Consider the following 26,094-nt stretch of genomic DNA (forward strand, 5'->3'; position numbering starts at 1 on the left):
GGTATTATATAGTGAGCGAAGAAACAGAATAAAATTTTCCTACGAGCTTCGCAAACAATTGAAATTACCACTAGAGGGTCCTGCCGACAAAATGCTACAGACCTAATTACTGTAAGACACTTTTTGGAAGGATAAATCAGTTCCTACTTTTATAGAATAGGCTGAAATGGTATTTACTTAGGTTATAGTAACAGCTAGGTTTTAATAGCTGAGAATTAAAAGGAGGGATTTCATTATTTATGTTTAAAATTTTTTTTGGAAAGTGCTTAGTAACTTTTTTTGTTTTACTTTTACTTATTCCTGTTTTTACAAATCAAAAGGCTACAGCTAATTCACTACCTCAAAATGAAATGCGTGCAGCCTGGATTGCAACAGTATCTAATATTGATATGAAGGCAGGTATGAGTAAAACCCAATATACTCAATGGGTTCAAAGTACCTTAGACAAATTAAAAGCTGATAACTTTAATACAGTTATTTTTCAAGTTAAGCCATTAAATGATGCACTGTACCCGTCTAAGCTTGCTCCATGGTCATCGTATATAACAGGCAATACACAAGGGACCAATCCGGGTTTTGATCCATTGCAAATAATGCTGGACGAAGCACATAAGCGAGGATTAGAACTTCATGCTTGGGTAAACCCATATAGGGTCACTATGCCTTCGCAATCTTTGACTAATCTTGCTGCCGATAATGTAGCCCGTAAAAATTCTAATTGGGTAGTGAAATACGGTAAACAATACTATTTAGATCCTGGTTTGCCGGAAGTTCAAAATTACTTATTATCAACCATAGAAGAATTAGTAAGCAACTATGATATCGACGCTGTACATATGGATGATTACTTCTATCCTTATAAAATAAAAGGAGAGACTTTTCAAGATCAACAAACTTTTAAAAAGTATGGTGGCTCATTCAATAATATTGAAGATTGGCGCAGAAATAATGTTAATCAATTAGTAAAAAAGGTTTATGCAAGCATTAAGGCAATTAAACCTCATGTTCAATATGGAATATCTCCGTTTGGAATTTGGCGAAACAAAGGGCAAGATTCTACTGGTAGTAACACGAATGGAATGAGTAACTACGATGATCTTTATGCTGATACAAGACAGTGGATTAAAGATGGAAGTATCGATTATATTGCTCCTCAAATCTATTGGTCCAGAAATCATAAAGCAGCAAATTACTCTGTTTTATTAGATTGGTGGGGAAGAGAAGTTCAAACGTACGCAAAAGTCCATCCTGTTAATTTATATATTGGCATGGCCAATCATAAAGTTGGAAATGATTCTGATACTGCATGGAATAATAAGACGGAACTTATCAGCCAAGTAATCGCCAACAGAGCAAATAAAAATGCTCAAGGACAAATGCATTTTTCTCTAAGAAGTATTAACAATAACGCTCTTGGATATGCTTCTTATCTAAATCAGCAACTATACAATTATAAAGCTTTAACACCTACAATTTATTGGAAAGGCTCTGCAATACCTTTATGTCCAACTGATGTTAAATTGAATAAAGAGTCTTTCGGCATGAAGCTTACTATTACAGATGAAAATAGTACTCAACCAAGGAAATATGTAATATACCGATTTGATGGAACAAAAGAAGGATCATATGAAGACGTTAAAAATATAGTAGACGTGGTTTATAACACACAAGGTAATACTGTTTATGTAGATACTATTGCAAATAATAGTAAAGTATACACATATGGTATAAAGTCTATATCTGCTACAGGTGTGGAAAGTAAAACTGCTTTTGTTCTAAAAGACGGAAATCCTTACCAGTAGCAATAGAGCCAACACCTGAAGGGCCAGAGCAACCAGAAAAACCTGTAGATCCAAAGCCTATTGGTAGAAAATAATCGATCTTTTTTATAAAAACCAATCTTAAATTTGAGGGATAAGAATCCATTTTGATCAATCTTTTTTCAAAATGGATTCTTTTTATTTATCGTAAAATGCTGGCTTGTGAAGAATTTTTGATCAAACTTTATTTTAAAGCAACACAATCGGGCGCGATTGTTGTATAAGCGTCACAGTTCTTATTAAACTAACGGGGTGCTTTACTTGAAGATCATTGAGCTGTTTTAGACAGCTCTTTTTTCTTATTGTGCTAACGGCGCAGGTTAGTTCAACAATGATGTTTAACTTGTGCTCAACAATCGGTCCAGATTGTTGAATAACAACTTTTTATGAAAGATTACCAAACGACGCTTTGGGGACTTAAAATAGTTACAAACCAATAAAATCCATTTGTGGTATTATTAAAGCAACTTTTTTAATAATATTAAGTGGGGTGGAAATGTTGAAAAGTTATTTTTGCATAAGCATTTTATTAGGTTCATTGGCTTTATCAGGTTGTATTAATGATGAAGCTGATAACACAGAAGCTACAGCAGAATCGTTGGCTACTGAACGTTCCAAAACAATTAGCAAAGAGGATAATACTAAAAAGACAGAAGAAGTAAAAGAAGTTGTAAAAAAGGAACCTGTTATCTTAGATGTCACGGATATAGAGAAAGTAGCACCAATAAGAGGTTTTTATCCTATTGCGATTGATGCAGAGATAACGTCTCCTATAGGTCAAAGTGAATCTTATTTTACTCATTCTGGAGATAGTCCATTTAAAATAACCTTATTAAATATTGGTACTGAAAGTTTTTTATACAAAATTAAAAATCTAGATAAAGAAACAAATATAGCAATTGGTGCTTTAAAAAGTAATGAAAGTTATGAAAAGGTATTTGACGGATTCCCTGAAGGCGCTTATGTCATATCTTATCTAGTAGAAGAAGAAGGGTTTCCTATGGATATAAAACTAAAGGTAAAGGTAGAGATGCTTCGCTAACTAATTTGGTTTTCAAGGTGAAACCACAAAACTTTGTTCAACTAACTGTAGCATTAGTGAAACAAGGATTTATAACGTATACATAACTAAACCTAATAACGTTCCCAAATGAAAGTTTGGAAACACATCAAAAAGCCACGAATGTTGTGAAATCAACGTTCGTGGCTTATCTTATGAACATTGTTTATGTGTTATTTTATGCACTTTTGTTAAAAGTCAGTCATAGCAAAGGTTTTGAAGCATTTGAATTAATGTTGCACCATCGTCTTTGATGAATAAAATCGTGTATAAAATTGAAGTCTTATCGTTGTAAATCCGCATAAATCTGACGAGCCCCCTTATTGAAGTAACGGGGTGCTTTACTTGAAGATCATTGAGTTGCATATGCAGCTCTTTTTTTCTTTATTGAACTAACGGGGCAGGTTAGTTGAATAGCAATTAGGTGTGACTGGAAGAATTGTCGATGATATAAAAAAGACACCGAAGTGTCTTATGTATTTTAAAATTAAGCTTATGGACAACTTGGAATTTGTAGGGTTAATCATAATAGTGAAATTCAAAACCGTCTTCTGGTTCGCCAACTTCATATCCCAATAATTTTGTAGCTCTATTCTTAAATAATGTAATCCATTCATTCCATTCTTCTGATGGTAATTTAGCATAGAATTGTAATCCACTTGATTCAATACTTACTTCTAACAATTTACCATCTGAACCATACCACTGTGGACAGCCGTTTACAAAGTTGTTCCAGTTAGGCATTTCTCTATATAAACGCTCCAACTTATCCCAAACTTCTTGTGGAGCAGAATAATGAATATTCAAATTAATATTGTATATTTCCATATGTTCTCCTTCTAATACTTAGATTTATAAGTTGTTAATTCTTGATTTTATTCGCTAATTCAACCAAAAGTCGAACTTCTGAATCTTTGAAGCTAATACACTGAATTTGAATATCCCATATCTACTAATAAATTGAACCTCCAAATTCTAATTTGTCTTTCTATTCAACTGTATAATATCATACATTTTTGAGAAAATTCACTTAAACTAACAGGGGCGATTGTTCAATTAGAGCAATCGCTTTTTCACTAACGGCGCAGTTTAGTGGAAGAAGGATATGATAGAGGGGGTTGAGTATGAAGCGTTTAATTATAGTTTTAGCAGTGATTTGGTTGATTTTATTAGCTATGTGGTTTTTAACTTCAGGGTCACCAAGTTAGAGTGTTATTAGATTATTCAACTAACGGGGTGCTTTAGTTAAATTTTGATTTCACGAAACATCCAAAGCAAGTTGTAAGTTTCGGTCGCAAGAACAGCGGTTAGGGTAACTTGGGAAGCTAGAATAACAGTAATCGTGAGTTCGGCAACAATTGTCGGCTGCATTTACAGGAGTACCACTACCGCAGTTTGCTCCACACCATTTGTACACAACTGGCTTTTCTAATTGGATTGGCCCGTCTGCAAACGCACAACATCCATTTGCTACACAAGGAATACTATCATACCATGCTTGAGCGGAAACATCCTGTCCATCAAGATTTAAAGATTTAATAAGATCGCTTATTACAACTGTTTTAGAAGTTGTCGTCACAATTCGTTCGACAATAATCAAACCATCTTCAATTGCAACTAAATGTTGATTATACGTTCCATCTTCATTCTCTACCTCTTCCGTATGGAGTAATTTAGCAAAGAATAGAAGTCCATCTCCGCTAGTAATTTCAAGTTTTGTACGTTCACTAAACTTTACTTCTTGAACAATACCTTTTACTCCCACAAGTTTCAGTTCTATTGCACTTTGCTCAATAACTTTTTCACCTAAATAGTTTTCCAATTTTAGATGTTTGAACAGTTTATTCAACTGTTCATAATGTTCTTGTGGTAGCCAGTTCAAACCCGCCACAGATGCTACTTTAACTGCTACGTTTTCTAATCCCCAATTTTGTTGTGCCATTTCAACACCTCCTTTTCTATTGTATTAAAAGAGTTTTAATTGCTCTTTCATTGAATATAGAAGAGTGAAATCATAAAAAAACAACTTTAAAATAAAATTACATAAAGGATTAAGATTCAAGGCTTAAAATGTTTATCAATTCTTAATGAAGGAGGGCAGATAAACCAAAATGCACCTTCTCAATCGCATTTGGACACGATTATTTTGGTGTCGGTCCAGGAAACAGTCATTTTAGAACTATATTATTGAGACGCCTAACCTAAGTATGTAACGTTTAATATTCCGGGATTCCCCTAGGACAGATTGATTTTTGTGTTATTTGTAAAACATATCAAAATTGGTGTAATATAGGAAATATAAACAGGAGGGATTGGTGATTTTGGATAAAAGCAAAACTGGGGTTATTTTAGGAGCTTTGTCTTTACTACCTGTGTTACTAAGTATTACTACATTTTATATATTAAGAGGACCTGATTTTCAACCTTCCCTTGGCATTCCTATTTTTATAATTTCTTCAATCTTCGGTCTTATACTTAGTAGTATATCGTTGTGGTTAACTAAACCAAACAAATTTAAGTTATTAATTGGGAGTATTGGAGTAATAGCAAATTTATTTATTTTAGTGTGTACTTTCCTTTTACTATTTGCTTATGGAATGTCAGAAAAATAAGAATAAAATTAAAAATCAAGCCTATATGTATAGGCTTGATTTTATTATTTATTAAGATATTTCTAATTTAACAGTTTTGTCCCATTTTTATTTTGTATGCTCCTGCCATGAGAATAGCACCAGGACTACTTGTATTACCTAAACAATTAATTAGATTTTGATCGCACTTACAACGATCAGGATAAGACGAGAAGCTACCATAAAAAAGGCAGTATCCATTACTCTTACACCATCTTGAAAGTATCTTTACCTAAGGAGTGGTAGAATTGGCACGTGTTTTATTTATTAATGCTGGATCAGAAGGACATATCAATCCAACAATTTGCGTTGTGCAGGAATTAATTTCGCGAGGAGAAGAGGTCGTATTCTTTACGATAGAAGCTTTTCGGGAGCGTATTGAGAAAACGGGAGCTACTGTACGAACATTTGATGGCCAAAAATTTATAAAAGCCTTTATTTCAGGCGGAAGAAATCATTTGCTCGAAAGGGTCAATGGACTTTTACTGACTGCAGATATCGTTATCTCTAGCGTACTTGAACAGATTAAAGGAGAGCATTTTGATTACATCATCCACGATTCTATGTTTGGTTGTGGTCATTTACTTGCCAAAATCCTAAAGCTTCCGGCAATCAACTCATGTACATCTTTTGCAGAAATGAAACTATCATTCGATCAAACATTAGAACGTCTTTCACAAAATATCGCAACTGAAGATTTAAATAGAATAAATGACGAAGCTTCTTATTAAAGTAACGGAGGGCTTTACTTAAAGATTATTTAGTTGCATATGCAGCTCTTTTTTTCTTTATTGAACTAACGGAGCAGGTTAGTTCAATAAGCAATGAGAAAAAGTTATATATTATGTGTCGATGTAGAACTATAATATACAAAAATCAGGAGGTAATTATATGTTAATATATATAAATTATACGACAGAACACCCTAATAACTTCGACTAATTACTAAACCTATATGAATCTTTATGATGGAATTCACTTAAATTAACAAGTAATGATTTGGAACGAATGTGCAATCAAAGTTGATACGCCATTTACGTATTTGATGAAAAATAATTAGTGAGTATGGGACGTGTTATTTCAGGGTGTAATTACTGGAGTAGTTTGTGGAATATGTGTTCTAGCAAGCTATCTGTCCGAAGGAATCGCTGCCATGTACAAATCGCGCTAGGCAATTGAATCATTTTTCCGCTGGATTAAGCTGAATTTGAACGTTCCCGTATTGTTTGACACAACATCCAATGCGTTGTTCAATCAGTTATTCACAGCCATAATTGCCTATGCTTTGCTGAAATTTCTTCGTGCACAAGGCCAAAAGACAAAACAAACGCTTGTCATTTGCAGGTTTCACACGCCTGTTTCTTTGTGAAGCCTTGTCAATTGAGTGGCAAATTAGTTTGAAAGAAACACTTGAATTCTACAGGTCGATAATTCAAGAAACTGTATTCTTTGGTTAATCAACATACGTGTTAATTTATAGTATAATCATTACTTGAAATAATGCGGTGGAAAACAGGGAAAAGAGGGAACCGATGCATACTATATTAGTTGCTGACGACGATGCGAACATTCGCGAACTCGTCTGTTTATTTCTACGCAACGACGGATTCGCAACAGCTGAAGCAGCGGACGGCAAGGAAGCACTGGCCGTCTACACCTCAACGAATGTCGATCTTGTCGTACTTGACATTATGATGCCGAGTATGGATGGTTGGACGTTATGCAAGGAGCTCCGAAGAGCCAATCCTGATCTACCTTTACTTATGCTGACTGCGAGAGGAGAAACATGGGAGAAAGTGAAAGGTTTCGAACTTGGGACGGACGATTATTTAACCAAACCATTCGATCCGTTAGAGTTGACGGTTCGTGTTAGGGCACTACTCAAACGATACAAGATTGGCTCCACGCAGACGATCCATTTCGGGAACGTCATCCTTGATCGACAGACCTATAAGGTGAAGAAAGGGACGGAGTCGCTTACGTTGCCGCTAAAGGAGTTCGAATTGCTGTATAAGCTCGCTGGAACACCCGGACAAGTCTATACGCGCGTGCAGTTGATCGATCAGATTTGGGGTATCGATTACGCCGGAGATGATCGAACGGTAGACGTACATATTAAACGCCTGCGTGAACGGTTCGCGACAACACCCGATTTTCGGATCGAAACGGTGCGCGGGCTTGGGTATCGACTTGAGGTTTATGAATGATCAGATCCTTATATATACGTGTTGTCATGACATTTTTAGTCTCCATCATCGGGGGCACGATCATTTCTTTTTTGGTGTCAACTTGGATATTCGAAGATAAATTGAACGAAAACGCTCAAATCAACTTACGTAACTTTGGCCAAGACATCGTCCGGATTTACAAGACCCTTCCGTTACGTGAAGCGGACTTGTTCGTAAGTGAAATGAAGCAGCTCGATTCTTATTATATTCGAATTTATGAAGCAACGGGTCAGTTCAAGTCTTACGGTAAACTTCACGGACACAAAACTGCGCCTGTGACAATGGAGCAACTAAAGAAAGTATTAGATGGAGGTGTTGTTCAGGACACTCCTAATGGTATTGCCACGGTCCTCTTAGGGTTGCCGTTGAAAACGGAAATGGGAACGAAAGCGATATTTTTGGAAGCGCTCGCACCTCCTTCAGCCTCTTTTGTCACAAAGTGGGCATTGATCTTTGCAATATGTTCGTTGATTGCAGGAAGCTTATTGATTCTAGTTGCCTCTGTATTCCTGGTAAGACCGATCAAAAAGCTGACAAAAGCGACTAAGCGGATAGCATCTGGAGATTTCAACGTCAAGTTGAATATTAAGCAAACGAGTGAGCTGGGTACTTTGGCTCGCAGCTTCGAAGAAATGATGCACGATCTGCAGCAACTTGAGCAGATGCGCAGGGAATTCGTAACGAACGTGTCGCACGAGGTTCAGTCTCCGCTCACTTCGATATCCGGTTATGCTCTAGTGCTTAAGCAAGTTGACCTTTCAGAATACGAACGAAGCCGTTATCTTGATATTATCATCGCTGAAGCGAAAAGGATGTCCAAAATGAGCGATAGCCTGCTAAAGCTGAGTTTGCTTGAATCGCAGTCAAAGCAACTGCGGTTCGTCACGCTCAGCCTCGATGAACAAATCCGACGGATAATCGTGGCGCTCCAGCCACAATGGTCCGCTCGCGATATACATTTCGAGCTTGATTTACAGACAGTTAAAGTAACGGCTGATCATGACCTGTTAAATCAGGTATGGACGAATATCCTCAGAAATAGCATCAAATTTTCCGAGGATGCCGGCGTGATTAACGTAAGCATCAAACAAAATATCAAAAACGTGACAATCCTAATATCCGACACTGGTATTGGTATTCACCTTGACGACCAGAAGCGTATATTCGAGCGTTTTTTTAAGGCCGATCGTTCCCACAGTCGTAAGTATGACGGAAGTGGTATGGGACTCGCTATCGTTAAACAGATCGTGTCGCTTCATCAAGGTGACATCCGAGTGAAAAGTGAACCTGGTCAAGGAACGACCTTCATTGTCACCTTGCCAATCACTACACCAACAGATTAGTTAGATTCATTCTCTATGCTACGACTCATATGCAAGCTTACTTGCATATAGAGCCGTAGCATTTTTTTTGACAGTTCATATTCAGTTCATATTGTCGTCATGGGGAGTACATCTTCATTGGTTAAGATTTCATTACAGGCACATGAAGGAAGGCAAACAAACAGATCAGGACAGGAGAAGATAACAGTGACACAACAAGAGGAAAAGAAAACGCGGAGTGGAATGAAAATAAAGAAAGTGCGAAACATCTTACTTAAAATCATAGGAGCAATCGTTCTAGCCATTGTACTTTTTTTAGGTATTGTTTATATCGCAAATGTGATGAGTAGTCATTCGGAGCAAAAACGAATAGTGCCCTACGGGCAGCACGTATCTGTAGACGGGAAAAACATGAATGTGTTAATTCAAGGCGAGGGCGAGGAAACGATCGTGCTCCTGCCTGGTTATGGAACAGCTACTCCAGGGCTTGATTTTAAGCTTCTTATCGATGAATTATCTCCATTTTACAAAGTTGTTGCGGTAGAGCCTTTCGGTTATGGATTAAGTGATGAAACTGTAAAAGAGCGAACAACTGAGAATATGGTAAGTGAAGTTCATGAAGCTCTACAGCAGCTTAATATTAACAGATACATGCTCATGGGCCACTCCATTACAGGCATTTATGGAATTGATTATGTGAACAAATATCCAAACGAGGTGACTGCATTTGTTGGAATCGATAGCAGTGTTGCAACACAACCGGGTATGGATATCAATTTCCCATTAAAAACGTTTGCATATCTCAAAAAATCAGGTCTCTTAAGATTGACTATGAAAATCAGTGCTGACCCCTATGCTGGACTGGCATTCGATGAAAAAACCGTAGAGCAAATGAAAATGATTTCGAATAAAAACATGTATAATGACACAACCTTGAATGAGATGGACCATATTTCGTCTAATTTTAAAGGGGCTCAAGGTTTAACCTTCCCTAAATGTCTTCCACTTCTTCTCTTTGTACAAGCGAATAATGAAGATGTAGCAGGATGGATACCTCTGCATGAAGGGCAGATCAAAGACTCGGTACATGGAAAAGTAGTAACCATGGATGGATCACATTATTTACACCATACCAAATTCAAAGAAATCGCTGAAAACGTTAGACTATTTATGAAAGAAGTAAAGTAAGTGTTCAGAGAAAGGTTCATCCGTTATTTTATGCATTTGTCTACAGTCTGCAAGACCATCATTTCGATGGTCTTTTTTATGTCCAAACAGTTGTATATTTCCAAACCAAGATTATACTTTCGCCTGAAAGACATTGGGTTTCATTTTCATATAAACTCCCATGAAAGAACTTAATCCTCTTTCATTTTCTGTGGTGAAGTGCTGATTTTTGCACTTCATGGATGGCTAACGGGTACTTTACTTGAAGATCATTGGGCTGTCCAGACAGCTCTTTTTTCTTCTTCAACTAAAGGGGCAGATTAGTTCAATAAGGAATTCTGTTTTTAGGAATGAATTTAATATTAGTCGCGGTGAATCATATCAAAAGCGAATAGTGTTATTGTTAATAAATGATACAGGTATATTCTTTCGAATATGCTTATTTTTTGATGAGTATTATCTACATTATGGTGAACCTAAATTAGTTAGAGATTGGTGATTGAGAAAATTATATATGGCTCTAAGTGTAAATAAGTTCTAAATTTTTGTAACGTAATTAAATTCTATGAGTTATATAAGTGAGGGAGGTGAAAAGAATGGACTTTGAGGAAATCTATCGCGAATACTTTCAAGAAGTTTATTTATTTATCAAATCTTTAAGCAATGATGAAAGTATAGCTGAAGAAATTACGCAAGAAGCTTTTTTTAAAGCGATGAAGGCAATTGAAAATTTCGATGGTTCTAAAGATATTCGAGATTGGCTTTTTACAATTGCAAAAAATACATACTTCTCGCACTACAAAAAAAAGAAGAAGCAAATCGATTTAGAAGAAAAAGAAGCAGCAATGACAGGAGTTCAAATTGTAAAGCACTTGATGAATGAAGAAGATGCCTTCACAGTTCATCAGTTTCTTCACTCGATGAATGAACCATATAAGGAAGTCTTTTCACTCCGTACCTTTGGTGAATTGCCTTTTGAGAAAATAGGGCGTCTCTTTGGGAAAAGTGCTGGATGGGCAAGGGTGACTTTTTATAGAGCGAGGAAACAAATTATCGATTATATGGAGGAGATGGAATATGAGAGAAACTAAATGTACAATTATACAGGATGTTTTACCTCTCTATATAGATGAGGTAGTTAGCCAAGATACAAAAGAAATGATAGAGGAGCATTTATTGCATTGTGAAAAATGTCAAAAAGAATTTGAATCAATGAGACGTGAACTGTTTATTCCAGCAGAAAATAAGGCCCCTATTTTTAAAAAGATTAATAAAAAATGGCGTAATAAAAAATTGAAAATTTCTATCATTTCTGTTTTAGCAACGGCTTTTATTTTATTTGGAGTGTATGCTTATGTTTTTGGTTATGAAACTGTTATCCCGTATTCAAAGAATCTAATCAAAATTGAAAAGCAAAGTGATAATAAACTGGTTTCTCATTATTATGGTAAAGGTTATTCAGGGGTTCACGAAACATTTCCTTTTGGTCTTGAAATTGATGGAGAAAAAAAGATTGTGAGTTTTATTTATTACACAAAAACAATTGCCGATTCGCCTTCAAGAAACCTTTCAAGAAACCTTATTAATAATGAAAATAATGAACGAGAATATACCTCTAATCTTCCTGAAAGTGAAAACGTTGATGCGGTGTACTATGCAGAATTCGATATTGAAAAAATTACTGCTGGAAAAGATTCTTGGGATTCAATTTTAGAACGAGCGGTATTGATTTGGGAGAAATAAAACAAATTATGAGAATTTAGAATTGTTCTTTGTGAAAGAATGTACTTAAACTAACGGGGTGCTTTAGTCAAGTGGAGCAAAGTCTTTTAAGACATTGCTCCTTTTACATTTAAAAGTACTTCTGATAATATTCTTTCCTTAGCCTCCCGCTTAATTGAGCGTAGATCCTAGTTGTTTCGCTTTTCTCGTGCCCCATAAGACTTTGTATGACTTCTATGGGAGCTCCATTGTTCAACAAATGAGTTGCATAGCTGTGTCTAAGTTGGTGTGGCTGAATTTCTTTATTGATTTCAGCACGATTTGATATCTGCTTGATGATGTATCGCATCTGGGCAACACTCATTTTATGTGGCTGCCTTACAGTCACAAAGATGGCAGGATTATTGTCAGTACGGCTTTCAATATAACGTTTAAGCCATATGTCACAACGCGTATTAAAATAAACCTCCCTTTCCTTATCACCTTTTCCTCTAACGATTGCGGATTGATTGGACCAATTAATATGGTTCTTTTCTAACGCAACTATTTCTCCAATTCGGCAACCAGTAGAAAACATGAATTCGAAAATCGCTTTTTCCATTGCGGAATGACAGGATTCACGAAGATGTTCAATCTCCCGTTCGGTTAAATACTTGGGTATCCGCTTTCCTACTTTCGGTTCTTTAATTTTGGAAGTTGGATTCTTACTCATGTATCCTTCTTCATGAGACCAAAGAAAAAATGATTTCATAAAGCGAATACGGTGTGCAAGACTGGTTGGTTTTAAGTGCTTGCCGGATATAGCAAGATATCCCTTCAGTTGATTGGTGTCAAGCAAATCCATCTCTATATCCTTAAAATAACCAATTAATAGAAAAGACTGTAACCTGTAGGCCTTCAGTGTTTGTGACGAGAAGCCCTCTATTCGTTTATCCGCTTCAAACAAAGTCCATGCTTTTGACAGTAACAATTCCATTCCCCCTAAAATAGTAATATAAAAGGGATTATTGCCAACTTAATAGAATTCTAGACATAGGAGTGATTTTACTAACGAAGCAGGTTAGCTCAATAAGAATAGTTGTGGTATGCATGAAGTAAATAATTTCTGTAACACCAATACTATAAATGAAAATAATTCTATATTTGTCATAGAAATGATTAGTGATATACTTTTTGTATTGAATTTTAGTTTGGAATAGTATAAAATTTACAAAATTACATATAAAAAGCTATGAAAAGAAAAGTAAACATACGTACTATCTACAGAGACCTCTGGTAGCTGAAAAAGAGGGATAGGAAATGTGTTGAAACAAGTCTTTGAGCTGTGCATAGGATTTGTTTGTAGGAACAATGATGATGCAACGTATTCTCACGTTAAAGAGATAGAGTATAGCATGTGATTTATTTACAAAGCCGTACTCGATAAGGTTTCTGCAGCAATGCAGAAATGAACTGGGGTGGCACCGCGATATGACTCGCCCCCAAGATAAATATCTTGGGGGTGAGTTTTTTTATTTTGTTTTAAAAAAATAAAATAGGAGTGGTGATTATGTCTAGATGGAAGTATCCTTCAATACTATTTGGAGGAATAGGCATTTCAAATGTGGGTGCATGGGTTTACCTAATCGCACTAAATTAACCGTCCTGTGGGGTTAATAGGTTCATTTGCCTTCTTCTTATTAGGGTTATTGGCATTAAAAGCTGTATCAGGTGTAAAACGGCAGGAAAATTTTAAAAAGGTGCTTTTTCTTTAAACAGTTAATTAAACAGTCTTGAATCACACTTTACTATGTTATGTATTTTGTTGTTAGTGGAATTTTCTGCCAGTATAGTAAAGGGCAGAAGTGCTGTATTAAGGTATTAGGAAACTTATTAAAATCGTATAAAGGGGTCGAATAAATGAAATACATTGAATCCGAAAAGGTCACTGAAGAAGAAAAAGAACATATTATTCAAGAATTATTAAAATACAATCTTGATAACATTGAAGATAAGTTAGTAAAAGATATTGGTCTTTTTGTAGAAGATGAAGAAGGAAATAGAGTTGCGGGGTTGATTGGTGATACACATGGAAATTGGTTAGAAGTAGAGTATTTATGGGTAAGTGAAAAACTTCGTGGACAGCATATTGGTACGGAGTTGATGCGTAAAGCTGAGAAGATTGCTATTAAAAGAGGATGCAAATATGCCTCCCTAAATACTTTTAGTTTTCAAGCACCTGATTTTTACGTGAAGCTAGGCTATACAGAAGAATTTGTACTCAATGATTATCCGCTAACGGGTAAGCGATACTATTACACAAAAAAACTTTAAGATTCAATTGTTATGAGGACGCTGAATATGGTTACTTATTAAAGGCGACCGAGGGCGATACGGAGATAGTAAGGTAGGAGAAGAAAATGAAAACTCAAGTCTCAAACTATATAAAAATAGGTTCTTCAAAACAATTTATTTCCATTTTTGGTGAAAATAATAATCTACCTCTTTTAGTGTATTTGCATGGTGGTCCAGGTGATGCCGCTTTACCACTGATCTATAAATATAACTCAGAACTTGGAAAAGTGTTTAATGTTGTAGTCTGGGAACAAAGAGGGGCTGGGAAATCTTACTATACATTTTCGGGAGAGGAACAAATATCTATTGAAACTTATATAGAAGACCTATACAGTTTAATTCATTATTTGTTAGAAACGTTTAAACAAGAAAAAGTTTACCTTTTAGGGCACTCGTGGGGAAGTGTCCTAGGCTTAATTTTCATTAAAAAATATCCCCAGCTAGTACATAGTTATTTTGGTTGTGGTCAAGTAGTTAACATGAAAAAAGGTTTGAAGTGTCAATATGATTTTGTTCTGAATGAAAGTCAAAAACGAAATCAAAACAAGATTGTTCAGCGATTACAAAATATTGACCTTTCATTGACTCAAAAAGATTGGTTAAACGATTTATTATTTGTTACTAAATTAGTGGTTCGATACAAATATTCTTTATATGGAAAAAGCAATTACAATCAATTGGTAAAGGATTTCATTTTTTCATCAAAGTACACGTTTAAAGATTTAATCAATCGCGAAAAAGGGAGTCTACAATCTATACAATTTTTGTGGCAAGAGCTCATGGAAATTGATTTTAGTGAATACAAGAGTTTCGATGTCCCTATTACGTTTTTTGAGGGGCGTCATGATCAGCATGTTTCTTCTTCATTAGTAGAGGATTACTATCACACAATAACAACACCTAAAAAACTCATTTGGTTCGAAAATTCAAGTCATTTTCCCCAGTGGGAAGAGTCAGTCAAGTTTAATCAGTCTTTGATAAGTCTCAAAAAGCAGAATTAGGTTTACAGGCTGTTGATTTCTGTAACGTCTGTAATATCCCCCGGAGGATTAAGGGATTTGATTCTGCCACTGTATGGAATGAACTAGCTAATGACATACTTTGCCAAGGACTTTATTTAGGCGTATATGCGGAAATTTAGTTTTAATGGAAAACCTTACTCCGGTATTGTCAAGTTTGATTCCGAAGCTAGCATGTTTTGTGCATATTCCTTCGATAAAAAAGCATTAGAGAAGTTTGCCATTTCATTTAAAAATACGTGTGAAGATGAATCTACTATTACGGATTTATTTTCTCGTGCAGAATTGGATTGAAGGGTTTATTTTCAGATTGTTTAAAATTTTTTTGGGCGAAACATGCGTTAGTGAAGACAATTAATGAAGAAATTAAACAAAATCCTCTTTATTGAATGAAAACAGCTTGTTAACATAAATCAACAAGCTGTTTTTTACATGATGGTGAATAGCCACTATCCCTTTATTTTTACCAGCCACGTACGTATTGCACTGGAGGTTGAACTTCTTCTCCTAAATCCTTGGCAGCATGAAGTGGCCAATAGGGCTCACGAAGAAGAACACGTGCTAGGAAAATTAAGTCAGCACGATTGTTTTGTAAAATTTCCTCTGCTTGAATGGCTGTTGTAATAAGGCCGACCGCTCCAGTTGGAATATCAGCACCATGCTTAACCGCTTCAGCATGAGGTACTTGGTAGCCTGGAAAAACATTTATACGAGCTTGCACAACACCACCTGTAGAAACATCTACTAAATCGACACTCTGTGATTTCATCCAGCGACTGAAGACGATAAAGTCATCCATTGTAGTACCATCTTCTGCATAGTCTTCAGCGGAAACACGCACAAGTAAAGGACCTTCCCAAACACTACGAATAGCATCGATGACTTGACGTAATAATCGATAACGATTTTCTTGAGAGCCACCATACTGGTCATTGCGTTTATTCGCTGCTGGTGATAAAAATTCACTAATTAAATAGCCATGTGCTCCATGGATTTCTAGAACATCGAAGCCTGCTTTAGTTGCTCGAATAGCTGCTTGCTTAAATGCTTCTATTACATAATCAATGTCTTCTATTGTCATCTCAGTCGGCGTTTTATAAGCATCGCTAAATGCAATGGCTGATGGTGCAAATATTTCTCCATCTACAGTTGCTTTACGTCCAGCGTGTGCAAGCTGGATACCGGTTTTTGCCCCGTAAGCCTTCATTCCTTGAACTAATTGACTTAAACCTTCGATATGAGCATCATCCCAAATTCCGAGATCGTTACTAGATATACGACCTTCTGGTACAACACCAGTAGCTTCGACAATGATTAAACCAACTTGACCAGCAGCCCGAGTTGCATAATGTACTTGGTGGAATGGTGTGACTAGCCCATCATCCTGTGCCGAATACATACACATCGGTGCCATCACAACACGATTTTTTAAAGAGATATTTTGTAATTGATAAGGTTCGAATAATTTTGCCAAAATAAAGCCCCCTAATCCCTAGTGATATACTTCATTTTGCACCCATTATTTACTATTTGCAAGTGAACGGGATCGAGCTTCAGCTTCTTTAATACATGCTTCTATCGCTTCAATAAATTGATATTGTTCAAGGGCCTTTATTCCAGCTTCTGTTGTACCACCCGGACTTGTGACTTTACGGCGTAAGACATCAGGTTCATCGACGGATTGCTTCAGCATTTCTGCAGTACCGGCAAGTGTTTGCGTCATTAATAGTCGTACTGTATCCTTCGAGAGACCGACCTTTGTACCAACCCGTTCAAATGCCTCCATTAAATAATAAATATAAGCTGGGCCACTCCCTGAAAGTGCCGTTACAGCGTGTAATTGATCTTCATCCACCTCAATAACTGAACCAACCGCTTTTAAAAGCTGTAAGAAAGTGGAGCGCTGTTCTGCAGTCACTTTGTCATTAAATGCAATTCCACTAGCAGACATTCCAATCGTAGCAGAAGTGTTAGGCATAACGCGTGCGACTGGGCGATCACCTAAATGTTCTATAATAGTAGTAATAGCGATACCGGCTAAAATAGAAAGAACGGCAGATTGTTCTGTAATTTTAGGTTTTAGCTCACGCATCGCTGCAATGGCATCTTTAGGCTTCATCGCTAAAATGATTAAATCAGCGTGCTGATAAATATCATCATCAAAATGGCCATTTACACCATATGTGTCGTGCAAAAATTGTAAGCGTTCTTTGTCTGAGCGATTGGTGACGTAAATTTCTTGTGCTGTAAATACCTTTTGTTTAATCCAGCCCTGAATCAATGCCTCTGCCATAGAGCCTGCACCAATAAATAGTATTTTTTTCATGATAAAACCTCCAGTTCAAATTCAATTTCGCCTTGGCGTAATTGTAGCTGTCGCTTTGCTTTCGCTACAGAAAACATTTGCCGCTGCCGCTTCGCTTTCGCGCAGATAAACAACGCGTCCGGATTTTGAATTGTGCTAAGGCCTGCACGACGCAGGTCAGTTAGCCATTGTCGCAGGAAGCGACGGTTTTAGGCTAACATCCTTATATTCATTCCTTTGAAAATCCGTGACATCCGCCGGAGGCTTTGGGCCAACGTGATGTTGGTCACTCATTCGTCGTCACAGGACGTGGCGTTCTTAGACTGAGTTCCTCTATTTCAGTTTGTGTTTGGACACTCACTGAAAAGGAACTACATATGCATTCATCTCACCATCTTTAAAGGTGGGAGTCTCTTCTGTAGCTGGCGTTTCGCTTTCGCTACCAAGATATTTGCAGAATGAAGATAAAAAAAAGCGCTCTCGTCCTTATATAGAAGGACGAAAACGCTGTTGTTTCCGCGGTACCACCTTTGTTTGCCAATTGGCACAACTCATAGCCCTTTTATCGCAAGGGGAACGGTTATGTTTTCATAACTGCTCAGAAGTAGGTTCGGTAATGGGAGTGGGTGATGTTACTTTCAGCAAATGTAACACTCTCTAAGACACCTTCACCAATTACGTACTTGGCTTCATCAACGCATAAAAATAATTAGATTATTCAAAATTATATTGGTAATACGTCAACCTGTCAACAGAAGGGTGACGAAAAGAAGAAAAACTTGTAAAATAGAATGAATCAGTATTCACTAGTTGCATAAAAGGGGGAAACAGCTTTTGTCTACATATAAAATAGAAATACCAACACCCTATGATGTAGGAGATGTAAATGCATTTGTTGTCAAAGGCGATGCATTGACAATTTTTGATGTTGGTCCAAAAACAATGGAAGCCTATGATGCGCTAAAATGGGGTATTCGCGCAGCTGGCTATGACATGAGAGATATTGAACAGGTTGTGTTAACCCATCATCATCCAGATCATGCAGGTTGGGTGGATGCCTTTCCAAACGCAGAGATTTTAGGGCATGCCTATAACGATAAATGGCTTAGTCATGACGAGGATTTTTTACGTTACCATGTGCAGTTTTACAGTGAACGCTTATTTGAGCACGGTGTTCCTCAAGAATATATCCAGCCGAGTGTACATGTCCGCCGTGAAATAGAGCTTGTAGGTGAACGACCATTATCACAAATTCTTAACGATGGGGATGAAGTACCAGGACATCCTGGATTAAAGGCTATTGAAACGTTAGGACACGCACAAAGCCACTTAATTTTCTGGGATGAAAAAACGCATCATGTAATAGGTGGAGATTTATTGCTTGAAAAAATAACGCCAAACCCGTTAATTGAGCCACCACTAGACCGTACATTAGGACGTACGAAATCAATACTACAATATAATGAATCGCTAGAAATATTACGAGGATTACCAGTTAAAACAATGTATACAGGACATGGTGCAGAATTGCAGAATATTCCTGATTTAATTGATAAACGATTAGAACGCCAGCATCAACAAGCTTTGAAGGTTTGCGAATTATTTGGTGATGAATCATTAACTGCTGTACAAGTAACGAAGCGTTTTTACCCAGCAATTTTTCAACGTCAGCTTGGTCTGACACTGTCTAAAACGCTCGGTTATTTAGATTACTTAGAGGCCAACAATTTGATTACATCTACAAAAACCGAAGAAGGTATTTATTTATTTCAAAGGAAGTAGGTGTAAACATGAGCGTGAATAAAAAGACTATCTTCGTGACCGGTGCAACAAGTGGTGTTGGACTAAAAATTACAGAATTATTAGTAGTACAAGGTCATACGGTTTATGCGACAGGACGCAATACAGTGGCATTGAAAGCATTAGAGCGTGTAGGCGCAAACGTGATCCAAGCAGATTTAACTAATATTACTACAATAGATAAAGTATGTGCTCAGCTACCGCCTCTTGATGTAGCTATTCTTTCTGCCGGGGTAGGTAAATTTGGCATGGCACCTGACTTATCTGATGATGCTATTAGACAAATGGTTGAGTTAAATGTCACTGTACCGATGTATTTAGCAAAACGTTTAGCGACCCCTATGATACAACGTCAGCAAGGTCAGCTCATCTTCATCGGCTCACAAGCAGGAAAGGTAGCGACACCTAAGGCTAGCGTTTATGCTGCTACTAAGCATGCGATTGTTGGCTTTACAAATGGGCTTCGCATGGAACTAGCTCCGTATAATGTGAAAGTCACAGCGATACATCCAGGTCCAATCGATACACCATTTTTAGACAAGGCGAGTGATGAAAGTGGCTATCGAGAGTCTTTAGGAAAATTTTTATTAACCGCTGAAGAAGTGGCACAAGCTACGATAAAAACAATCGAGCGCCCTGTCCGAGAAGTTAATTTACCACGGATCATGGGTTTAACAAGCAAGCTATATGCAATAGCACCTGCAACCGTTGAATTTCTAGGTAAATCATTTTTTAATAAGAAGTAACGAAAAACCAAATGTCTAAGATTTCTTTGAAAGAAAGAGCTTGTTTTTCGATAAAAGCCCAAAAAGTTTCGATAAAATGAGATTTTGTTTCGATAAAAGCTCAAATAGTTTCGATAAAGGGCGATTTTGTTTCGATAAATCTTCAAAGTATTCCTATAAAAACGAAGACTAAAACAGTTCACAAAGATTACCTAGATCATTTTGTTTTTCGATATTAAGAAAAGAGTTGTCTCTTGCGCTGAGACAACTCTTTTTTGTATGCCGGCAAGTCCGTCAACTAGGTGATGAAAGTTCGCTGTGGGCGTTAGGATATGCGAACCACTAGCTAAGTGCAAGGGTGTCCATTCGCGCAAAAAACAACCTGCCGCTAAGTTAGCGCTAGTTTTCGCATAGAAAACATTTGTTGCTCCGACGCCTATAGAAAGCGCACAGCTGGAACGGAAATCAACCCCTAGTTTGCCGAAGAACCTTTTACTTTCCTAAAGTTTATATTATATACATTCATGTTGCGAGTAAAAAAACGTTTTTCCGAGTAAAAATATTCATCGTTTGTACAAGCACTTAAAGTATTGGAATGACACACTTTTTACAATAAACATAAAAGTCTATTAATTTATAAAAATACACTTGTTTTTATTTTTATAACATGATACTATTCGTGTATAAACTTTTAGTTGAATGTATAAACATACATATCCTATAGATTAATTGGAGGCGCATTTTTTATGGCAAATAAAAAAGTAGTATTAGCATATTCAGGAGGTCTTGATACTTCTGTAGCAATACCGTGGTTAAAAGAACAAGGTTGGGATGTTATTGCAGTGTGCCTTGACGTTGGTGAAGGTAAGGACCTTGAATTCGTAAAAAATAAAGCTCTTCAAGTAGGAGCAATTGAATCATATATGGTAGATGCGAAGGATGAGTTTGCGGAAGAATATGCATTAATCTCATTACAAGCTCATACTTGGTACGAACAAAAATATCCGTTAGTATCGGCACTTTCCCGCCCATTAATTTCAAAAAAATTAGTGGAAATTGCGAACCAAGTAGGTGCGGACGCAGTAGCGCATGGTTGCACAGGTAAAGGGAATGACCAAGTTCGTTTCGAAGTTTCTATCAAAGCGTTAAATCCAGACTTAGAAGTATTAGCACCTGTACGTGAGTGGGGCTGGAGCCGTGATGAGGAAATCGAATATGCCATGGAACATAATGTGCCAATTCCTGCAACGTTAGATTCACCATTCTCTATTGACCAAAACTTATGGGGTCGTGCAAATGAAGCGGGCGTAATGGAAGATCCATGGGTATCTCCACCAGAAGAAGCATACGGTTTAACAGTTTCTGTGGAAAATGCTCCAAATGAAGCAGAATACGTGGAAATTGAATTTATTGCTGGTAAGCCAGTATCTTTAAACGGTAAAGAAATGAAGCTTGCTGATTTAATCCAAGAGCTAAATGCAGTAGCTGGTGCACACGGTGTTGGTCGTATCGATCACGTAGAAAACCGTTTAGTTGGTATTAAATCACGTGAAGTATATGAAATTCCAGGGGCAAAAGTGCTATTAACGGCTCATAAAGAGCTTGAAGACTTAACACTTGTAAAAGAGTTAGCGCACTTTAAGCCAGTCATTGAGAAAAAATTATCTGAATTAATTTATGATGGTTTATGGTTCTCTCCATTACGTGTAGCACTGGAATCATTCCTGGCTGAATCACAAAAATTTGTGAACGGAACTGTACGCGTGAAGCTTTATAAAGGTCATGCGATTGTGGAAGGACGTAAATCTCCTAATTCACTTTATAGTGAAAAACTAGCAACATACTCTAAAGAAGACCAATTCAACCATGCTTCAGCAGTAGGCTTCATCGAACTATGGGGTCTGCCAACAGTAGTTAACTCTTCAGTAAATAAAAACTAATTTTGACAAGCAAGGTGTAGGATAGCTTGTGCTATGCTGCACCTTTTCAAAAAGAAATGAAGGAAAAGGTGAGCTGTTATGACAAAACTTTGGGGCGGACGTTTCCAAAAATCAGCAGAAGCATGGGTGGACGAGTTCGGCGCATCGATTGGCTTTGACCAACAGCTTGTTCTAGAAGACCTTGAAGGTAGCGTAGCACATGTTACGATGCTTGGCGCAACAGAAATTTTACCAGCAACTGACGTAGAGGCAATTCTCGGTGGACTTGCACAATTACAAGAAAAAGCAATTGCAGGTGAGCTTGAATTTACGGTTGCTAATGAAGATATTCACTTAAATCTGGAAAAAATGCTCATGGACTTAATTGGTCCTGTAGGTGGTAAGCTTCACACAGGCCGTAGCCGAAATGACCAAGTGGCAACGGATATGCACATTTTCTTGAAAAAACGTGTGAAAGAAGCAATCGGTTTAATGGAGACATTCCAAAAGACATTGCTAGAAAAGGCAGAGGAGCATGTGGAAACAATTGCTCCAGGCTATACCCATTTACAACGTGCGCAACCAATCTCATTTGCGCATCACTTAATGGCCTATTTCTGGATGTTAGAACGTGATAAACAACGTTTTACGGAGTCGCTTAAACGTATCGATATTTTGCCATTAGGTGCAGGTGCCATGGCGGGGACAACTTTCCCAATCGACCGCTTAAAATCCGCAAAGCTTTTAGGCTTTAGCGAGGTTTATGCAAACTCTATGGATGCAGTGAGTGACCGTGATTTTATCGTTGAATTTTTAAGCAATTCATCATTATTAATGGCGCATTTATCGCGTTTTGCAGAGGAAATTATTTTGTGGTCAACAGATGAATTCAAATTTATCGAATTAGATGATGCCTTTTCAACAGGTTCTTCTATAATGCCACAAAAGAAAAATCCTGATATGGCGGAATTAATCCGTGGGAAAACGGGACGCGTTTACGGTAACTTAATGGGTTTATTAACAGTTCTTAAAGGAACGCCGTTAACATACAACAAAGATATGCAGGAAGATAAAGAAGGTATGTTCGATACAGTCCATACAATTCTTGGTTCTCTAAAAATCTTTGAAGGTATGATTCGCACGATGACTGTCAATACAGAGCGTTTGCACCAGGCAGTACACTCTGACTTCTCCAACGCTACGGAGCTTGCAGATTATCTAGCAACAAAAGGTATGCCTTTCCGTGAAGCGCATGAAGTGACAGGAAAACTTGTATTCACATGTATTCAAAAGGGCATCTACTTATTAGATTTACCACTTGAAGACATGAAAAAAGAAAGTGAGCTTATCGAAGCGGATATTTACGATGTATTAGCACCTGAAGCTGCCGTTCGTCGTCGTCATTCATTAGGTGGTACAGGATTTGATCAAGTTATTATCCAAATTGAAAAGGCAAAAGCTTGTCTAATTTAACAATTATTTTAGCGTGCGTGTCCTTGTGACTTTGCATAGATATTCATTAAAGCTGTCCAGTGAGGCACTATGAAAAAAAACTTTCCTTTTTTGTTAGAGCCGGAGGGTGAAACAAAAAAAGAGACCCTTACATACGTGAAGGACAATCCCCAATTCTGGAGACGCGGAATTGGGGTTTTTGTGTAATGAAAGGATAATGGGAGGGATTTTCAATGAATGAGCGTTTTTCAAAGGGGTACGAAACAATTAAACAGTATGTGACAAAGGAAGAAGCGGCAAGAATGATTGAGGCAGATGCACTAGCTGACATCGCACCAGATTTACGCAAAATGATTATAGAATTTGCCTATGGGGATGTTTATTCAAGACCAGGACTAGATGCAAAAAGCCGTGCACTTGTTGTCATTACAGCCGTAGTAACTCAAGGTGCTGCTCCGCAAACAAAAACACATATTAAACGTGGTTTACATGTAGGTTTGACACAAACAGAAATTGTGGAAGCACTATTACAATTAGTGCCGTACATAGGTTTTCCGCGTGTGCAAAACGCTTTAACCATAGCGCAACAGGTCTTTAAAGAAGAAGCGTAAAATTTCCTTGGCGTTTTATGCGATATCCCACTTTAAATAAAAATGCGCATCACGTGAATAAACAATCGTCAAACGGTTCATATTAAGAGCAGAACCACTTATTAATCTAATGTGATTAGGAGGATGTAGAATGAGTAGTCAAACACCCAAAGACCAGGAATCTCAGGAAAGTCCGCCACAGTTGTATTAGGTGAGCTTCTAAAAAATCTTAAGCATTTGGTGAGGCAGAGGCTATTCTGTTTTGCTGTAGCTTAAGCAGAAGCAAAAAACAATACAGATATAATCAATAGAAATAAGTGTTCTTGGATCCAGAATTTTTCTGGGTCCTTTTTTTTATTTCGTATTCATTGCCCTAAAGCTCGATTGGTGAAGACTAATAATCAGTGAGAAACACTGATTAAGTTTTAATTTATAGAAAAAATTGACATTATTAGAAATCTGTATTACTCTAAGTATGACAGATTTCTGTTTGGTGATGTGCGATACAGATTGGAGGGGTAAGATGCATATTCATTTAGATTCAAGCAGTGAATTACAGCTCTATAAACAGTTGGCAAATCAATTAATTGAGTTAATTGCTAAGGGAGAGCTAAAAAATGGTGATACATTACCTTCAGTTCGTTCAATGGCTTCAGATTTAGGGATTAATGTCAGTACGGTAAGTAAGAGCTATCATGAACTCGAAGAAAAAGAGTTAATCGAATTAAAGCCGAAAGCAAAGGCTCTCATTATCGGTGGTCAAAAAAAAGAAATGAAAGAGACGGAAGTTGAAAAAGTAGAAAATGCATTAAAACCAATTATGGCAGAGGCATTTGCACGTGGCCTCGAAAAAGAACAGATGACAAGTTTGTTTCATCGAATTCTAAAACAATGGAAGTAGGGGAAATATGCTTTTTATAGTAAGCATCTTCATCTTTGTAGGCGTACTGGAAACATTAACACCATTTTTATCGAGAAAAACAATAGTGTTTGGTGTTTCAATTCCAGAGCCCTATGTGCAACATCAGCAACTACGAATATTTAAGAAGTACTACAGCATGCTGGTAGGGAGCATAGCAACTGCATTTCTTTTAGGCCAAATTTTTCTACTATTTACGTCCATTCAGGAAGAGAAATTTGTTTTACTATCTTTCATATTCTTATTTGTCATGCAACTCCTATCAGCTGCTCTTTATATGTCTTATCATATAAAAATAAAAAAACTAAAAAAACAAGAAAATTGGGAAGCACATGTCAAGACCGTTTATGTGACGGATCTATCTATACGTGATAGAGATGAAGTACTCTCACCTAAATTTTTCGTGTTACCAATTATTGTGACTTTAGCGTTAATTACCTTTACCTATATGAATTACAATGCCATCCCTGATGTATTTGCTACCCATTGGAACGTATCGGGTGAGGTAGACGGTTGGACTGAAAAAACATGGATATCAGTAATTGTAATGCCCCTTATTTTACTAGGGATACAAATTAGCTCTTTCATCATGAGTATAGGTATGAAAAATGCCAAAATACAATTGAGCGCACAGGCGAAAGAAGCTTCAGCCAATAGAGAGCTTACACAGCGTAAATATGGTAGCTGGTACTTAGCGGCGATTAATTATAGTATGACTATTCTTCTTGTTGTTTTACATTACACAACAGTGATTTTAAAAAATCAAACAGCTCCTTACTTCTTCCCACTTTTCACCGTTTTTATGATTGTTTCTTTAGGTGGGCTTATCCTCTTCATTTGGAAGTTAAGTAAAAGTAATGAGCGCTTTGATGATTTACATACAAACGAAACAGCGGCAGCAGATGATCGATACTGGAAATGGGGTATAGTTTACATCAATAAAAATGACCCCTCATTATTAGTGCAAAAGAAACACGGTGTTGGTTGGACTGTGAATTTGGCGAATAAATGGAGCTATATCATTATACTTGTCATATTTTTGCCAATCTTGTTAGTCATTTTCATATAGAGGGAGAGATTTT

Annotated in this window: 23 protein-coding genes, 2 pseudogenes and 1 other annotated feature; of the genes and pseudogenes, 20 read left to right on the plus strand and 5 right to left on the minus strand. The window is 37.0% G+C overall.

Annotated elements, in window-relative coordinates; translation table 11 throughout:
• Positions 1–239: 239 nt before the first annotated feature.
• Both ACQKN2_RS07930 and ACQKN2_RS07935 read left to right on the plus strand, forming a co-directional pair.
• Positions 240–1,802 (plus strand): glycoside hydrolase family 10 protein, encoded by a 1,563-nt coding sequence (locus tag ACQKN2_RS07930; protein ID WP_427414484.1) that lies wholly within the window; start codon positions 240–242, stop codon positions 1,800–1,802.
• 514 nt (positions 1,803–2,316) lie between these two features.
• Positions 2,317–2,862, plus strand: coding sequence for a hypothetical protein (locus tag ACQKN2_RS07935; protein WP_427414485.1), 546 nt, complete (start codon positions 2,317–2,319; stop codon positions 2,860–2,862).
• A 537-nt stretch (positions 2,863–3,399) separates the two neighbouring features.
• On the opposite strand, the gene ACQKN2_RS07940 is transcribed toward ACQKN2_RS07935, so the two are convergent.
• Positions 3,400–3,708, minus strand: a complete 309-nt coding sequence (locus ACQKN2_RS07940; RefSeq protein WP_427414486.1) for a hypothetical protein — start codon at positions 3,706–3,708, stop codon at positions 3,400–3,402.
• A 430-nt stretch (positions 3,709–4,138) separates the two neighbouring features.
• Positions 4,139–4,822: a hypothetical protein gene (locus ACQKN2_RS07945; RefSeq protein ID WP_427414487.1), complete on the minus strand. Its 684-nt coding sequence runs from the start codon at positions 4,820–4,822 to the stop codon at positions 4,139–4,141.
• Between the two features lie 379 nt (positions 4,823–5,201).
• Between ACQKN2_RS07945 and ACQKN2_RS07950 the strand changes: the two genes are divergently transcribed.
• The 8 genes and pseudogenes from ACQKN2_RS07950 (at position 5,202) to ACQKN2_RS07985 (ending at position 11,970) form a co-directional block, all read left to right on the plus strand.
• Positions 5,202–5,492, plus strand: a complete 291-nt coding sequence (locus ACQKN2_RS07950; RefSeq protein WP_427414488.1) for a hypothetical protein — start codon at positions 5,202–5,204, stop codon at positions 5,490–5,492.
• 266 nt (positions 5,493–5,758) lie between these two features.
• Positions 5,759–6,229: pseudogene (locus ACQKN2_RS07955) on the plus strand (glycosyltransferase); the annotation flags it as partial.
• 172 nt (positions 6,230–6,401) lie between these two features.
• Positions 6,402–6,657 (plus strand): annotated as a pseudogene (locus ACQKN2_RS07960) (GNAT family N-acetyltransferase); the annotation flags it as partial.
• Positions 6,658–7,042: 385 nt separating this feature from the next.
• Positions 7,043–7,717, plus strand: a complete 675-nt coding sequence (locus tag ACQKN2_RS07965; RefSeq protein WP_427414489.1) for a response regulator transcription factor — start codon at positions 7,043–7,045, stop codon at positions 7,715–7,717.
• Positions 7,714–9,081, plus strand: coding sequence for a sensor histidine kinase (locus ACQKN2_RS07970; protein ID WP_402998017.1), 1,368 nt, complete (start codon positions 7,714–7,716; stop codon positions 9,079–9,081). Before ACQKN2_RS07965 ends, ACQKN2_RS07970 begins: the two co-directional genes overlap by 4 nt.
• A 186-nt stretch (positions 9,082–9,267) precedes the next feature.
• The gene (locus ACQKN2_RS07975) at positions 9,268–10,248 is read left to right on the plus strand and encodes an alpha/beta fold hydrolase (protein ID WP_427414616.1); all 981 of its coding nucleotides are present in this window, start codon (positions 9,268–9,270) and stop codon (positions 10,246–10,248) included.
• Positions 10,249–10,823: 575 nt separating this feature from the next.
• Positions 10,824–11,318 (plus strand): RNA polymerase sigma factor, encoded by a 495-nt coding sequence (locus ACQKN2_RS07980; protein ID WP_427414490.1) that lies wholly within the window; start codon positions 10,824–10,826, stop codon positions 11,316–11,318.
• On the plus strand, positions 11,305–11,970 hold the full coding sequence (locus ACQKN2_RS07985; protein WP_427414491.1) for a zf-HC2 domain-containing protein: 666 nt from the start codon (positions 11,305–11,307) through the stop codon (positions 11,968–11,970). Before ACQKN2_RS07980 ends, ACQKN2_RS07985 begins: the two co-directional genes overlap by 14 nt.
• A 109-nt stretch (positions 11,971–12,079) precedes the next feature.
• Here ACQKN2_RS07985 and ACQKN2_RS07990 read toward each other — a convergent pair whose 3' ends face one another.
• On the minus strand, positions 12,080–12,919 hold the full coding sequence (locus ACQKN2_RS07990; protein ID WP_427414492.1) for a tyrosine-type recombinase/integrase: 840 nt from the start codon (positions 12,917–12,919) through the stop codon (positions 12,080–12,082).
• A gap of 252 nt (positions 12,920–13,171) precedes the next feature.
• Positions 13,172–13,435, plus strand: a binding site (T-box leader).
• A gap of 413 nt (positions 13,436–13,848) precedes the next feature.
• On the opposite strand from ACQKN2_RS07990, the gene ACQKN2_RS07995 reads away from it, so the two are divergent.
• The 3 genes from ACQKN2_RS07995 (at position 13,849) to ACQKN2_RS08005 (ending at position 15,596) form a co-directional block, all read left to right on the plus strand.
• Positions 13,849–14,262: a GNAT family N-acetyltransferase gene (locus ACQKN2_RS07995; protein ID WP_400909271.1), complete on the plus strand. Its 414-nt coding sequence runs from the start codon at positions 13,849–13,851 to the stop codon at positions 14,260–14,262.
• An 86-nt stretch (positions 14,263–14,348) separates the two neighbouring features.
• On the plus strand, positions 14,349–15,284 hold the full coding sequence (locus tag ACQKN2_RS08000) for an alpha/beta fold hydrolase (protein ID WP_427414493.1): 936 nt from the start codon (positions 14,349–14,351) through the stop codon (positions 15,282–15,284).
• Between the two features lie 126 nt (positions 15,285–15,410).
• Positions 15,411–15,596: an Imm51 family immunity protein gene (locus ACQKN2_RS08005; protein ID WP_427414494.1), complete on the plus strand. Its 186-nt coding sequence runs from the start codon at positions 15,411–15,413 to the stop codon at positions 15,594–15,596.
• Between the two features lie 169 nt (positions 15,597–15,765).
• Here ACQKN2_RS08005 and namA read toward each other — a convergent pair whose 3' ends face one another.
• Positions 15,766–16,776: an NADPH dehydrogenase NamA gene (gene namA, locus ACQKN2_RS08010; RefSeq protein WP_427414495.1), complete on the minus strand. Its 1,011-nt coding sequence runs from the start codon at positions 16,774–16,776 to the stop codon at positions 15,766–15,768.
• A gap of 45 nt (positions 16,777–16,821) precedes the next feature.
• On the minus strand, positions 16,822–17,628 hold the full coding sequence (gene proC, locus ACQKN2_RS08015; protein WP_427414496.1) for a pyrroline-5-carboxylate reductase: 807 nt from the start codon (positions 17,626–17,628) through the stop codon (positions 16,822–16,824).
• 813 nt (positions 17,629–18,441) lie between these two features.
• Here proC and ACQKN2_RS08020 point away from each other — a divergent pair.
• The 7 genes from ACQKN2_RS08020 (at position 18,442) to ACQKN2_RS08050 (ending at position 26,081) form a co-directional block, all read left to right on the plus strand.
• Positions 18,442–19,389 carry an MBL fold metallo-hydrolase gene (locus tag ACQKN2_RS08020; RefSeq protein ID WP_427414497.1) on the plus strand — a complete coding sequence of 316 codons (948 nt, stop codon included), beginning with the start codon at positions 18,442–18,444 and terminating at the stop codon, positions 19,387–19,389.
• Between the two features lie 8 nt (positions 19,390–19,397).
• The gene (locus tag ACQKN2_RS08025) at positions 19,398–20,153 is read left to right on the plus strand and encodes an SDR family NAD(P)-dependent oxidoreductase (protein ID WP_427414498.1); all 756 of its coding nucleotides are present in this window, start codon (positions 19,398–19,400) and stop codon (positions 20,151–20,153) included.
• Positions 20,154–20,878: 725 nt separating this feature from the next.
• Positions 20,879–22,072, plus strand: coding sequence for an argininosuccinate synthase (locus ACQKN2_RS08030; protein ID WP_427414499.1), 1,194 nt, complete (start codon positions 20,879–20,881; stop codon positions 22,070–22,072).
• 78 nt (positions 22,073–22,150) lie between these two features.
• Positions 22,151–23,524 (plus strand): argininosuccinate lyase, encoded by a 1,374-nt coding sequence (gene argH / locus ACQKN2_RS08035; protein ID WP_427414500.1) that lies wholly within the window; start codon positions 22,151–22,153, stop codon positions 23,522–23,524.
• Between the two features lie 212 nt (positions 23,525–23,736).
• Complete coding sequence (locus ACQKN2_RS08040) at positions 23,737–24,114, plus strand: carboxymuconolactone decarboxylase family protein (RefSeq protein WP_427414501.1); 378 nt, start codon at positions 23,737–23,739, stop codon at positions 24,112–24,114.
• A 502-nt stretch (positions 24,115–24,616) separates the two neighbouring features.
• Positions 24,617–24,994, plus strand: coding sequence for a GntR family transcriptional regulator (locus ACQKN2_RS08045; protein WP_427414502.1), 378 nt, complete (start codon positions 24,617–24,619; stop codon positions 24,992–24,994).
• Positions 24,995–25,001: 7 nt separating this feature from the next.
• Positions 25,002–26,081: a DUF1648 domain-containing protein gene (locus ACQKN2_RS08050; RefSeq protein ID WP_427414503.1), complete on the plus strand. Its 1,080-nt coding sequence runs from the start codon at positions 25,002–25,004 to the stop codon at positions 26,079–26,081.
• Positions 26,082–26,094: the final 13 nt, after the last annotated feature.

It is taken from the genome of Lysinibacillus sp. NPDC093688 (assembly GCF_050280145.1).
Classification (GTDB): domain Bacteria; phylum Bacillota; class Bacilli; order Bacillales_A; family Planococcaceae; genus Lysinibacillus; species Lysinibacillus xylanilyticus_B.

Excerpts from the sequence above, each read along its gene's own strand:
- ACQKN2_RS07965 (WP_427414489.1), top strand. The coding sequence starts at position 7,043 with ATGCATACTATATTAGTTGCTGACGACGATGCGAACATTCGCGAACTC.
- ACQKN2_RS08025 (WP_427414498.1), top strand. The coding sequence starts at position 19,398 with ATGAGCGTGAATAAAAAGACTATCTTCGTGACCGGTGCAACAAGTGGT.
- ACQKN2_RS08000 (WP_427414493.1), top strand. The coding sequence starts at position 14,349 with ATGAAAACTCAAGTCTCAAACTATATAAAAATAGGTTCTTCAAAACAA.
- proC (WP_427414496.1), bottom strand. The coding sequence starts at position 17,628 with ATGAAAAAAATACTATTTATTGGTGCAGGCTCTATGGCAGAGGCATTG.
- ACQKN2_RS07940 (WP_427414486.1), bottom strand. The coding sequence starts at position 3,708 with ATGGAAATATACAATATTAATTTGAATATTCATTATTCTGCTCCACAA.
- ACQKN2_RS07945 (WP_427414487.1), bottom strand. The coding sequence starts at position 4,822 with ATGGCACAACAAAATTGGGGATTAGAAAACGTAGCAGTTAAAGTAGCA.
- ACQKN2_RS07985 (WP_427414491.1), top strand. The coding sequence starts at position 11,305 with ATGAGAGAAACTAAATGTACAATTATACAGGATGTTTTACCTCTCTAT.
- ACQKN2_RS07980 (WP_427414490.1), top strand. The coding sequence starts at position 10,824 with ATGGACTTTGAGGAAATCTATCGCGAATACTTTCAAGAAGTTTATTTA.
- ACQKN2_RS08005 (WP_427414494.1), top strand. The coding sequence starts at position 15,411 with ATGCGGAAATTTAGTTTTAATGGAAAACCTTACTCCGGTATTGTCAAG.
- ACQKN2_RS07970 (WP_402998017.1), top strand. The coding sequence starts at position 7,714 with ATGATCAGATCCTTATATATACGTGTTGTCATGACATTTTTAGTCTCC.
- ACQKN2_RS07995 (WP_400909271.1), top strand. The coding sequence starts at position 13,849 with ATGAAATACATTGAATCCGAAAAGGTCACTGAAGAAGAAAAAGAACAT.
- ACQKN2_RS08050 (WP_427414503.1), top strand. The coding sequence starts at position 25,002 with ATGCTTTTTATAGTAAGCATCTTCATCTTTGTAGGCGTACTGGAAACA.
- ACQKN2_RS07930 (WP_427414484.1), top strand. The coding sequence starts at position 240 with ATGTTTAAAATTTTTTTTGGAAAGTGCTTAGTAACTTTTTTTGTTTTA.
- argH (WP_427414500.1), top strand. The coding sequence starts at position 22,151 with ATGACAAAACTTTGGGGCGGACGTTTCCAAAAATCAGCAGAAGCATGG.
- ACQKN2_RS08030 (WP_427414499.1), top strand. The coding sequence starts at position 20,879 with ATGGCAAATAAAAAAGTAGTATTAGCATATTCAGGAGGTCTTGATACT.
- ACQKN2_RS08040 (WP_427414501.1), top strand. The coding sequence starts at position 23,737 with ATGAATGAGCGTTTTTCAAAGGGGTACGAAACAATTAAACAGTATGTG.
- ACQKN2_RS08045 (WP_427414502.1), top strand. The coding sequence starts at position 24,617 with ATGCATATTCATTTAGATTCAAGCAGTGAATTACAGCTCTATAAACAG.
- ACQKN2_RS07935 (WP_427414485.1), top strand. The coding sequence starts at position 2,317 with ATGTTGAAAAGTTATTTTTGCATAAGCATTTTATTAGGTTCATTGGCT.